This is a genomic window from Streptomyces sp. 840.1 (genome assembly GCF_003751445.1).
Taxonomy (GTDB): Bacteria; Actinomycetota; Actinomycetes; order Streptomycetales; family Streptomycetaceae; genus Streptomyces.
Map to the genome: position 1 here is coordinate 956,509 of NZ_RJUU01000002.1, position 11,495 is coordinate 968,003.

7 protein-coding genes and 1 pseudogene are annotated in these 11,495 nt (G+C 71.1%); 7 read left to right on the forward strand and 1 reads right to left on the reverse strand.

Going from position 1 to position 11,495, the window contains the following annotated elements; genetic code table 11:
- Positions 1 to 54: 54 nt before the first annotated feature.
- The 7 genes and pseudogenes from EDD93_RS30415 to EDD93_RS30445 form a co-directional block, all read left to right on the forward strand.
- Positions 55 to 267 (forward strand): annotated as a pseudogene (locus tag EDD93_RS30415) (hypothetical protein); the annotation flags it as partial.
- Entirely contained in the window at positions 264 to 656 is a 393-nt protein-coding gene (locus EDD93_RS30420) for a hypothetical protein (RefSeq protein WP_123528692.1), read from the forward strand. The pseudogene EDD93_RS30415 and the gene EDD93_RS30420, both read left to right, overlap by 4 nt.
- A gap of 63 nt (positions 657 to 719) precedes the next feature.
- Entirely contained in the window at positions 720 to 992 is a 273-nt protein-coding gene (locus tag EDD93_RS30425) for a DUF1876 domain-containing protein (RefSeq protein ID WP_123529450.1), read from the forward strand.
- Between the two features lie 139 nt (positions 993 to 1,131).
- The gene (locus EDD93_RS30430) at positions 1,132 to 2,229 is read left to right on the forward strand and encodes an NADH:flavin oxidoreductase/NADH oxidase (RefSeq protein WP_123528693.1); all 1,098 of its coding nucleotides are present in this window, start codon (positions 1,132 to 1,134) and stop codon (positions 2,227 to 2,229) included.
- Positions 2,230 to 2,475: 246 nt separating this feature from the next.
- The gene (locus EDD93_RS30435; RefSeq protein ID WP_123528694.1) at positions 2,476 to 4,914 is read left to right on the forward strand and encodes a GH92 family glycosyl hydrolase; all 2,439 of its coding nucleotides are present in this window, start codon (positions 2,476 to 2,478) and stop codon (positions 4,912 to 4,914) included.
- A gap of 197 nt (positions 4,915 to 5,111) precedes the next feature.
- Positions 5,112 to 8,414 (forward strand): LamG-like jellyroll fold domain-containing protein, encoded by a 3,303-nt coding sequence (locus EDD93_RS30440; protein WP_123528695.1) that lies wholly within the window; start codon positions 5,112 to 5,114, stop codon positions 8,412 to 8,414.
- 105 nt (positions 8,415 to 8,519) lie between these two features.
- A complete protein-coding gene (locus EDD93_RS30445; RefSeq protein WP_260256000.1) occupies positions 8,520 to 9,032 on the forward strand; it encodes a GNAT family N-acetyltransferase in 513 nt (170 codons plus the stop codon).
- A gap of 69 nt (positions 9,033 to 9,101) precedes the next feature.
- Here the strand turns inward: EDD93_RS30445 and EDD93_RS30450 are convergent, their stop codons facing one another.
- Positions 9,102 to 11,447 carry an AbfB domain-containing protein gene (locus tag EDD93_RS30450; protein ID WP_398905595.1) on the reverse strand — a complete coding sequence of 782 codons (2,346 nt, stop codon included), beginning with the start codon at positions 11,445 to 11,447 and terminating at the stop codon, positions 9,102 to 9,104.
- Between the last annotated feature and the right edge of the window lie 48 nt (positions 11,448 to 11,495).

Consider the following 11,495-nt stretch of genomic DNA (forward strand, 5'->3'; position numbering starts at 1 on the left):
GAAACTTTCGAAGCCCCCTGATGCAGAGCTTTCCGCTGGTGGCAGTGGGTCCGTCACGCCTCCGACAACGTCAACATCACCCCTACCGTGCACCGCGTCGCCTCGGCCGGTGTACCTGTGCTCAAATTCTGGATGGTCGACCCGGTGGCGGTGCTCCAGAACCTGGTGACCGGCACCGGCGGCCCCGGGCCCAGCTATCTGGGCCCGCCGGAGTGCCTCCGCGGGAGGTCCGGGACGACGGTGAACAGGGAGCGGCGGGGCGGATGAAGAGCGTGAACGAGGACAGCGGTGTGCCGGCCGGACACCTTGAGGTGACCCCCGTCGGTGCGGGGGTCGAGATCAGGCTCGGCACGCAGTCGGGAGAGCTCTCGCTGATCTGCACCCCGGAGAGGGCCCGCGAGCTGGCCGCCTCCCTCGGCCTCGCGGCGGACGAGGCCGACAGCGTGCGCTCGGCGGAGCCCGTCACCGTCAACGCGGAAGAGCTGCGCCGCGGCGACGTGCGGGACGGCGACCGGGCGATGACGGTGGACGGTGTCAGGACCGACGGGGCCACCGTCCACGTCACCTGGAAGTCGGGCGCGGGCCGCAGCTGGAACCAGCTGTACGACGCGGACGCCCGCATCACCCTGCGCCGCCGCGCTGATCCGCTCCGCTGATCCGTCGCGCATCGCCGGCGGAAGGGGCGCACCCTGGAGGAGGAGGCTCCGGAGGTGAGCACCATGACTCAGACCGCTGTCGGATGGCACGTCGAGCTGGAATTCGAGGAGGACACGCATCGCACCCGCGCCGCCGCCCTGGTGCGGCTCTCCGACGGGAGCGAGGTACGTGCCCACGGCTACGCCAGCCGGCACCCCTCGGATTCCGGCCAGCCCCGGGTGGGCGAGGAGATCGCGGGCGCGCGTGCGCTCAACGAGCTGGCGATGAAGCTGCTGACCAAGGCCCACGACGAGATCGACGAGGAGTCCGGCCGTACGTCCTATCCGCTGACCTGAGGGGCCCCGGGCCTGCGACGCGTGACCGGCGAGGCGGAGCCGCATCGCTTGTACGAGAGGCGTCGTAATTTGACGGACGTCGTAGTACGGGATGTATCGTACTAGCGATCCTTCCGTACCCGGCGAAACGGAGTCCGTCGTGAGTGCCCTTTTCGAGCCCTTCACCCTGAGGTCGCTTGTCGTACCGAACCGTGTGTGGATGGCGCCCATGTGCCAGTACTGCGCCGAACCGGTCGGGCCCGGGGCGGGCGTGCCCACCGACTGGCACTTCGCCCACCTCGCGGCGCGTGCCACCGGCGGCACCGGGCTCATCCTCACCGAGGCGACGGCCGTCAGCCCCGAGGGGCGGATCAGCCCGGCCGACCTCGGTATCTGGAACGACACCCAGGTCGCCGCGTTCCGCCGGATCACCGACTTCGTCAAGTCGCAGGGCTCGGTGGCCGGCATCCAGCTGGCCCATGCCGGGCGCAAGGCGTCGACCGCCGCCCCCTGGACCGGCGGCGGACCCGTCGGGCCCGACGCGCACGGCTGGACGCCCGTCGCGCCCAGCCCGCTGCCGTTCGACACCGGCCACCCCGTGCCCCACGAGCTGACGACCGACGAGATCCAGGGCATCGTCGCGGACTTCCGCGAGGGCGCGCGCCGCTCGCTCGAAGCGGGGTTCCAGGTCGTCGAGGTGCACGGCGCGCACGGCTACCTCATCGGCCAGTTCCTCTCCCCGCACAGCAACAGGCGCACCGACGAGTACGGCGGCGGCTACGAGAACCGCGTCCGGTTCGCCCTCCAGGTCGTCGACGCCGTGCGCGAGGTGTGGCCCGAGGACCTGCCCGTCCTCTTCCGCATCTCCGCCACGGACTGGCTCACCGAGAACGCCGACGACGAGCGCGAGGGCTGGACCGCCGACGAGACCGTGCGGCTGGCCGCCGAACTGCGGGCCCACGGCGTCGACCTGCTGGACGTCTCCACCGGCGGGAACGCCCCCCGCGCCCGCATCACGGCCGAGCCCGGCTACCAGGTCCCGTTCGCCGAGCGCGTGAAGCGCGAGACCGGCCTGCCCGTCGCGGCCGTGGGCCTGATCACCGACCCGCAGCAGGCCGAGAAGATCATCACGGAGGAGCGCGCGGACGCCGTCCTCCTCGGCCGCGAACTGCTGCGCAACCCGTTCTGGGCGCAGCACGCGGCGCGCGAACTGTCCGGCACGGTACGCGTTCCCGAGCAGTACGAGTACGCGATCTGACCCACTGCCCGCCACCGCCCGCCCTTCGCGCACACCCCGCCCCGGCCCGCCCGGGACGTGCGCGAAGGGCGGACGCGCGTACCGTCACGCGGCAACCTTTCACCGCGCGTTCACCGGGTATGACGACCGGGGCATTCCCTCCCGCGCCCCGGGGATCTACGCTCGGCCGCGAATCGATCACCGTTGTCCCCGGCCGCACCCCGGACGAAGACAACGTTGTCCGAACTCCCCGGAAGGTACCGCGACATGCCCACCAGACCGTTGCCCGCGGCCCGGCGCCTCGCCGCGCGAACAGCCGCCGTACTCGTCACCGGCGCACTGGCCGCCGCAGTCCTGCCCCCCGCCGCCGGGGCCGCGACCCCGGCTGTCCGCCCCACCGCCTACGTGGACCCGCTGATCGGCAGCGCCAACGGCGGCAACACCTTTCCCGGCGCCACCCTCCCGTACGGCATGATCGCCTGGTCGCCCACGAGCACCAAGGGCGACCAGACGGGCACCGGCGCCGCGAACGGCTACCAGTACGACACCACCCGGCTGCGCGGGCTGAGCCTCACCCACGTCAACGGCGCCGGGTGCGACCCCGGTGCGGCAGGTGACATCCCGATCATGCCGTTCGTCGGGGACGTCACCTCGTCGCCCTCGGCCGACACCAAGGACGCCGTCTACGCCGCGGACTTCTCGCACGAGGACGAGCGCGCCGTCCCCGGCCGCTACACCGTCGGCCTCGACTCCGGAGCCACCGCCGACCTCGCGGTCAGCCGGCGCGCGGGCGTGGCCGACTTCGGCTTCCCCGCCGGGAAGCCCGCCAATCTGCTCTTCCGCGTCTCGAACTCGCTGAACGGCAGCGAGGACGCCCAGGTGAAGATCGACACCGCGCACCGCAAGGTCACCGGCTCGGTGCTCACCGGCGCGTTCTGCGGGCGGCGTGCCAACGGCGGCACCAACAACCGCAAGAGCTACTACCGGCTCTACTTCAGCGCCTCCTTCGACCGCGCCTTCTCCACCACCGGCACCTGGAAGGACGGCACGCTCGCCCCGGGCTCGACCACCGGCGGCGGGGGCGAGGGCTATGCCACCGGAGCGGACCGGGCCGGGCGCGGATCGGGCGGCTGGGTCGGCTTCGACACCGCCTCCGACAACGATGTCCACATGCGCATCGGCATCTCCTACGTCAGCCGGGCCGGCGCGGAGGCCAACCTGCGCTCCGAGATCGCCCCGCACGCCGGGGTGGACGACGTGGCGGCCGCCGCGAGCCGGACCTGGGACCGGGAGCTGGAGTCCGTCCGCACGGGCGGCGGCACCGAGGCTCAGCGCACCACCTTCTACACCGCGCTGTACCACTCCCTGATGCAGCCCAACATCGTCAGCGACACCGACGGCCGCTACCCCGGCATGGACGGCGAGCCCCACCGGATCGGGCGTGGACAGGGGGCGCAGTACAGCAACTTCTCCGGCTGGGACCAGTACCGGGCCCAGATACAACTGCTCGCCCTGCTGAAACCGGAGGTGGCCGGGGACTTCGCCCAGTCGCTGTACAACTTCGCCCGGCAGAACGGCGGCGTGTGGGACCGCTGGGTGCACATCAACGGCGCCACCCACGTCATGACCGGTGACCCCACCGCGGCCACCCTCGCCACGTTCTACGCCATGGGGGTGCGGAACTTCGACTACGAGGGCGCCTACGAGTCGCTGGCCCGTCAGGCGACCGTCCCCGTCGAGGACGGCCTCTCGGACGCCGGCTGTCCCGGCCAGTGCACCGGCCAGCGGCCCAACCTGGCCCAGTACCTTCAGTCCCACTACGCGCCGCAGGACGTCTGCCACTGCTGGGGCGGAGCCGCCGAGACCCTGGAGGACGCGGTCGCCGACGACGCGCTCGGCCGCTGGGCCGCGCTGCTCGGCCGGGACGCGGAGGCCAAGTCGTTCAAGGAGCGCGGCGGCTGGTGGCGCAACGTGTTCAACGCGGGGGCCACCGACGGAGCCGGCACCAGCGGCTACATCCAGGCCCGCAACGTCGACGGCTCCTGGGTCACCCCGTTCGGCCCGGGGAGCGACCTGGGCTTCGCGCAGGGCACCAGCGCCACGTACACCTGGATGGTGCCGCAGGACGTCCAGGGGCTGGCGGCGGCGATGGGCGGCCGGGACGTCGCGGCGGAGCGCCTCGACGGCTTCTTCCACAAGGCGGACGGCTCCTGGTCGGTGAAGGGCGGCGACTCCGTGCGCTACGACCCGACCAACGAGCCCGGCATCCACGCCCCTTGGCTCTACAACGCGCTCGGTCAGCCGTACAAGACCCAGGCGACCGTCCGCGAGATCCTGAACACGGTCTACGGGACGGGCCCGCGCGGTCTGCCCGGCAACGACGACCTGGGGACCATGTCCGCCTGGTACGTCTTCTCCGCGCTGGGGATGTACCCGCAGTCCCCGGGCGGCGCCGCGATGCTGCTGGGCGCCCCGTTGTTCCCGAAGGCGGTCATCGACCGGCCGCACGGCAGGGACATCACCATCACCGCACCGGCCGCCGACGCCGGGCATCCGTACATCGACGCGGTGACGGTCGACGGACGCGACCACGACCGGTCCTGGACGGACCCGAGCCTGCTCACCCGGGGCGGCAAGCTGGCCTTCAGCCTCTCCGGCGAGCCCAACACCACCTGGGCTACAGCCGCTTCGGGGCTGCCGCGCTAGGAGTACGACGGCGCCGTGCCGGATCGCCGCGCCCCGTGCGCGGTGATCCGGCACGGGGCGCGCCGAACCGACTTTCTATCGTTGAAAATTCTCCGTGCATGACTGTTGTTTTACGTTTGATGCTGTGGCTGAATGTTCGATTGTGTGCTGTGCCTCACAGGTTCGAGGCACTTCAGCTCTCTCGACAGGACGACGCCTTGAGACGACAAATGCCCCGCCCCCGTGCTCTGTTCAGGACGGCGGTCTGTGCCGCCGCGCTGCTGATCCCCGTCGGGGCCACCCTGGTCCCGGCTGCCGCAGCCACCCCCGCCGCAGCCGCCGGCGCCGCCTCCGCGACCACGTTCAAGGCCGGGAATCCGGCCACCGAGGTCCACGGGCTGAAGGGCGAGTACTTCAGCATGTCCGCGCCCGGCGCGCGGGACTTCGACAAGCTCGGCGGAGTCGCCCTCGACCCGCAGATCAACTTCCCCGGCCTCACCGGCACGTTCGAGTCCACCACCGGGCAGACGGAGAACACCACCGCCCGCTGGACCGGCGGCATCACGGCCCCCGAGGACGGTGACTACACCTTCGCCGCGAGCGGTGACAACGGCTTCCGTCTCTACATCGACGGCAAGGTGGTCATCGACCACTGGGAGCCGGACTGGGACAACGAGCAGACCAGCGCGCCGGTCGCGCTGAAGGCCGGTGAGACGCACGAGTTCAAGCTGGAGATGTTCCAGGACACCGGCGGCGCCAACATGTTCCTGCGCTGGTCCAGCGCGAAGCTCGCCAAGCAGGTCGTGCCCGAGTCGGCCTTCACTCCGCCGGCCGACTTCGAGGTCTACCCCGTCGGGCTGAGCGTCGCGAGCGACGGGCAGAAGCTCCGGGCCACGTTCGACGACAAGGTCGCCTCCTTCTCCCGGGTGAAGGACCACCTCAAGATCGAGGCGGACACCTCGCCGATCCCGGTGAAGTCCGTCGCCCGCGCGTCCGGCAGCTCCAAGGCGCTCACCGTCACCCTGGCCGCACCCGTCCAGAAGGGCCAGCAGGTCCGCATCGCGTACGACGGGAAGGCCGGCCTCACGGTCGGCGGCGAGACGGTCCCCGAGATCAGCCGCACGGCCGAGAACCTGTCGGCGCACCGCCTCACCACGACCTGGGGCGACAAGCTCGACCGCGAGCACCCGCTGCCCGAGTACCCCAGGCCGCAGCAGGTCCGCGACCAGTGGAAGAACCTCAACGGGCCCTGGGAGTTCGCCGGAGCCGAGGCGGGCGAGCAGCCCGTGTTCGGGAAGAAGCTCGGTGAGCGCATCACCGTGCCGTTCCCCGTCGAGTCGCAGCTCTCCGGCCTGGAGCGCCACGAAGACCACATGTTCTACCGCAAGCTCGTCACGGTGCCGAAGAACTGGTCGGTGAAGAGCGGCAAGGACAAGAGCGGCAAGGGCAGCGCCGGAAACCGGCTGAAGCTCAACTTCGGTGCCGTCGACTACCAGGCCACCGTCTGGGTCAACGGCAAGCAGGTCGCCGAGCACACCGGCGGCTACACCTCCTTCACCGCCGACATCACCGACGCGGTCAAGGGCAGCGGACCGCAGGAGATCGTCGTCGCGGTCACCGACACCACCGGTGACGACCAGCCCAAGGGCAAGCAGTCCCGCAGCCCCGGCGGCATCGTCTACACGCCGTCCTCCGGCATCTGGCAGACCGTCTGGATGGAGCCGGTGGCTCCCGCGTCGGTGGACTCCCTGACGACCACGCCCGACATCGGCAAGGGCGCCCTGGCCGTCAAGGTCAACTCCGCCGCGGCCTCGGCCGGTGCGCGGGTCACCGCCGTCGCCCGGGACAAGAAGGGCAAGGTCGTCGGCACGGTCTCCGGACCGGCCAACCGCGAGCTGAGCCTGCCCGTGAAGAAGCAGCACCTGTGGACCCCGGACGACCCGTACCTGTACGACCTCGACGTCAGCCTCACCGACGGACGCTCCAAGGACACCGTCGACAGCTACTTCGGAATGCGCTCCCTCGGCATCGAGAAGGTCGGCGGCTACCAGAAGCTGGTGCTCAACGGGAAGCCGTTCTACTCGCTCGCCATGCTGGACCAGGGCTTCTGGCCCGACGGGCTCTACACCCAGCCGAGCGACGCCGCGCTGACCTTCGACCTGAAGGCACAGAAGGAACTCGGCTTCAACGCGGTGCGCAAGCACATCAAGGTGGAGTCGGCCCGCTGGTACTACCACGCGGACCAGCTCGGACTGCTGGTCTGGCAGGACTTCGTCTCCTCCGACATCACCGGTGAGAAGGGGCAGCAGGCCTTCCTCTCGCAGGGCAAGCAGATGATGGAGCAGCTCCACAACTCGCCCTCGATCGGCGGCTGGATCGTCTTCAACGAGGGCTGGGGCGAGTGGGACCGCACCGAGACCGGCAAGATCACCGAGGCGGTCAAGGCCGCCGACCCCTCCCGCGTCGTCAACGCGCACAGCGGTGTCAACTGCTGCTCGTCCAAGGGTGACTCGGGCAAGGGCGACATCATCGACCACCACGACTACCTCAACAACGACGCCCCGTTCCCGGACAACCGGGCGGCCATGGACGGCGAGCACGGCGGCTTCACCCTCCGTACCGCCGGCCACATGTGGCCCGGTGCCCCCGCGGCGATCTACAGCGGGGTCGCGGACAAGGACGCCCTGACGGCCAAGTACGTCGACAACACGCGCACCTACTACCTCGCGGCCGCCGGAGCCGAGCTGTCGGGCTCGGTGTACACGCAGGTCAGCGACCTGGAGAACGAGCTCAACGGTCTGTACACCTATGACCGGCGCGAGATCAAGGTCGACCCCGAGCAGGTCCGGAAGATCAACGAGCAGGTCATCGCGGCGGGCGCCGCCGCCGGCCACCGCGACGAGGTGAAGGGCGGCGCCGCCTGGAACCTCGACGAGGGCAAGGGCACCAAGGCCGCCGACCAGGGCCCCAACCGCCTGCCGCTCACCCTGTCCTCCGGCACCACCTGGGCGCCCGGCGTCCAGGGTTCGGCGCTGAAGTTCAACGGTGAGGGCCAGTACGCCGAGACCACCACCCCGGCGGTCGACACCACCGAGGACTACACGGTGTCGGCCTGGGCCCAGCTCGACGCGCTGCCCGGCAACTACGCGACGATCGTCAGCCAGGACGGACGCCGCACCGAGAATCCGTTCTACCTCCAGTACGGGCAGGGCGCGTTCGCCTTCAGCACCCCGGGCGGCAAGCGCGCGCGGGCGGAGATGACGCCCGAGACCGGCAGGTGGTACCACCTGGTGGGCGTGCGTGCGGGCGACGAGCTGAAGCTGTACGTCGACGGCAGCCTCGCGGCCACGGCCCAGGCCGGTACCGCCGACGCCAGCACCGGCCCGCTCTCGGTCGGCCGTGCGCAGTACGCGGGCGAGAAGGGCGACTTCTGGAACGGTTCCATCGACCAGGTCAGGGTGTACGACAAGGCCCTGACCGCGGACGAGGTGAGCGCGCTGCACGGCACCGAGAAGCCGTAGCCGTCCGGCGCGGTAACCCGCTGCCCGCCCCCGCGTCCGTGCTGGGGCGGGCAGCGGTAGGCCCCGGCAGCCGGGCCGGGCACGGGGCCGTGTGAGGATCGGGGGATGGATGATCCGGAGATCCGCCGACGCCGCGACGACGACCTGAAGGCGTGCGTCGAGGCACTGGCCACGGTGTACGAGGCGGACCGCTACCCGGCCCGGTGGCCGGACGACCCGGCGGGCTGGCTGACCCCCGAGGGGCTGGTCGACGCCTGGGCGGCCTGGGACGGCACGCACGTGCTGGGGCATGTCGCGCTCACCCGGACCGGCCCCGCCATGGCGGCGGAGGCCGGGCTCGCGCCGGACCGACTGGCCTCGGTGTCACGGCTGTTCGCCACGGCGTCGGCGCGGCGGCGCGGAGTGGCGAGCGCGCTGCTCTCGACCGCGTCGGCCGCCGCCGCGGCCGCCGGCCGGCGGCCGGTCCTGGAGGTGGAGGACGGCGGCGGCGCGGCGGTCCGGCTCTACGAGAACGCCGGCTGGCGGCTCGTCTCGAGCCGCGTGGGCGACTGGACGACGGCCGACGGCCGGACGGCGCTGCTGCGCACGTACATCGCACCGGCGGCTGCGGCGCGGTAGTACACCTGCGGCCCGGACGCGACGCGTTCGCGTCGTGTCCGGGCCGCAGGCCTGCGTGGTGCGGGGCGGTCAGGGAGCCCAGGGGACCTCCACCGCCCAGGTGGTGTCCTCGGTGAACGTGGCCGGGCTGTCCCAGGCGTGCCCGCCGCCCGGCGTGGCCAGCCACACCTCCGAGTCGATGTGGCGCAGATAGCTGCCGGGCAGGTTGGCGCTGGACAGCCGTACGCCGCCGGTGCCGGCGACGGCGCACCAGGTGGCGTCGGCCTTGAAGAGCGCCGAGCCGTCATTGGCGTCCCGCCGGACCCGGAAGTCCCGGTGCCGGAGGTACTCGCCGGGATAGTTCCGGGACTCCAGCGAGTAGCAGTTGCTGTTGGCGAGCCCGGTGACGATCTTCCAGGTGGCGTCGTTCTTCAGCAGTGCGCTGCTCCCGCTGTCGACGACCTCGGTGAAGGCGAGCGCGTCCTGGTGGCGCAGGTACTTGTCGGTGTACCCGGGTGTCGTGACCCGCAGCGACTTGTACTGCCCGGTGGGCAGGGTCACCGGCGGGGCCGGGTTGCGTGAGGCGTTGATGAGGGCCTGGTTGGCGGCCTTCACCCGGGCGGTGTCCACCTTGACGACCTGGCGGTCGTAGGTGAGCAGCCCGTTCGCCTCGTTCTCCACATCGGTGATCTCCGTGTAGACCGAGGCGGAGAGGCCTGCGGGCAGCTGGCCGATCCGGATGCTGTCGAGCAGCCCGACGAAGCGGTTGTCGAGCGCGGCGACGCTCGGCTGGTCCTCGTAGCTGAAGCCGCCGCCGGGGAACCACTCGTGGCCGGGGACCTTGTAGCCGAGGCCGCCGAACTCACCGAGGACCGCGGCTCTGGTCGCGGTGGGCGCGGTGTTGCCGGGGCCGACGTAGATGTGGTTGTCGACCACGTCCCCGTTGCCGCCGTCGACCGAGCCGCAGCAGTTCACCCCGCTCATGTTGTTCACCAGCCGGGACGGGTCGTACGCCTTCACCTCGTTGGCGATCCTGGCCTGGTCGTACTGGCCCCAGCCCTCGTTCTGGTCGACCCACATCACCAGCGAGGGCGAGCTGCGGTGCTGGTCGATGATCGCGTGGAACTCGGACTCCCACTGGGTGCGGGCCGCCGGGCCGGGGCTCTTGCCGGTGTCCATGGCCGGCATGTCCTGCCAGACCAGCAGGCCCAGCTTGTCCGCCCAGTAGAACCAGCGCTGCGGTTCGACCTTGATGTGCTTGCGGACCATGTTGAACCCGAGGTCCTTGTGGGCCTGGAGGTCCGACTTCAGGGCGGCGTCCGTCGGCGCGGTGTAGATGCCGTCCGGCCAGTAGCCCTGGTCCAGGGTGCCGGTCTGGAACACGAACTTCCCGTTGAGGACCGGCCGCAGCACGCCGTCGACCTTGGCCACGGCGATGGACCGCATGCCGGTGTAGCCGCCGACCGCGTCGGTGACGGCCGAGCCGTCGAGCAGCTCCGCCTTCACGTCGTACAGGAACGGGTCCTCCGGGGTCCACAGGTGCGCGTTCGGCACCGGTACGGAGATCTCGGAGCCGACGGTCCCGGTGGCCGTGCCGACCACGCTCCCGCCGCTGGAGACGCTGACCCGGGCGCTGCGGCCGGACGCGGACGCGCCCTGCACCTTCACCCGCAGGGTGCCGTTGCCCAGGCTGGGCGTCATGTCCAGCCGGGTGATGTGGGCGGTGGCGACCGGTTCCAGCCAGACGGTCTGCCAGATGCCGGAGGCCGCGGTGTAGAAGATCCCGCCGCCGTTGTGCGGCCGCACGTCGTTGATGCGCTGTTTGCCGACGGCCTGCCCGCCGGTCTGCGTCGGGTCGTACACGGAGACCACGACCGTGTTCGTACCGCCGTTGAGCTGCGGGGTGATGTCGTAGGCGAACGAGTCGTAGCCGCCCTTGTGGGCGCCGACCTGGGTGCCGTTGACCCAGACCGTGGTCTGCCAGTCGGATGCGCCGAAGTTGAGCTCGACCCGGCGGCCGTTCCAGTTCGAGGGCACGGTGAAGGTGCGCTTGTACCAGAGCTTGTCGTTCTCGGTGATCTTCCGCTGGATGCCGGAGAGCGCGGACTCCGCGACGAACGGGACCCGGATCTGGTCGGTGAACGAGGACGGCTGCCCGGCGTCGCGGCCGGTCACCGCGAAGTCCCAGATGCCGTTGAGGTTGGCCCAGTCGGGCCGGGTGAGCTGCGGGCGCGGGTACTCGGGCAGCGGCTTGTCCACCGGGACCTGGGCGGTCCAGGGGGTGGTCATGGGGGAGGGCTTGGGCGTCCAGGACGCGGCGCCGGCCGGGGCCGTGCCGGTCCCCACCAGGGCGGTGGACACCAGCGCCAGCAGTCCGGTGGTGGCGATCGTCCGTCTCCACCAGGGCCTGCGGCCCGGAATGCGTAAGCGGCTCATCGGTTCGTCTCCTTCGCCGGGGGCTGCCCCGGTACGGGAAACTCCCCG

Coding starts and splice junctions, on each gene's coding strand:
- EDD93_RS30420 (WP_123528692.1), top strand. CDS start 264: ATGAAGAGCGTGAACGAGGACAGCGGTGTGCCGGCCGGACACCTTGAG.
- EDD93_RS30425 (WP_123529450.1), top strand. CDS start 720: ATGACTCAGACCGCTGTCGGATGGCACGTCGAGCTGGAATTCGAGGAG.
- EDD93_RS30435 (WP_123528694.1), top strand. CDS start 2,476: ATGCCCACCAGACCGTTGCCCGCGGCCCGGCGCCTCGCCGCGCGAACA.
- EDD93_RS30445 (WP_260256000.1), top strand. CDS start 8,520: ATGGATGATCCGGAGATCCGCCGACGCCGCGACGACGACCTGAAGGCG.
- EDD93_RS30450 (WP_398905595.1), bottom strand. CDS start 11,447: ATGAGCCGCTTACGCATTCCGGGCCGCAGGCCCTGGTGGAGACGGACG.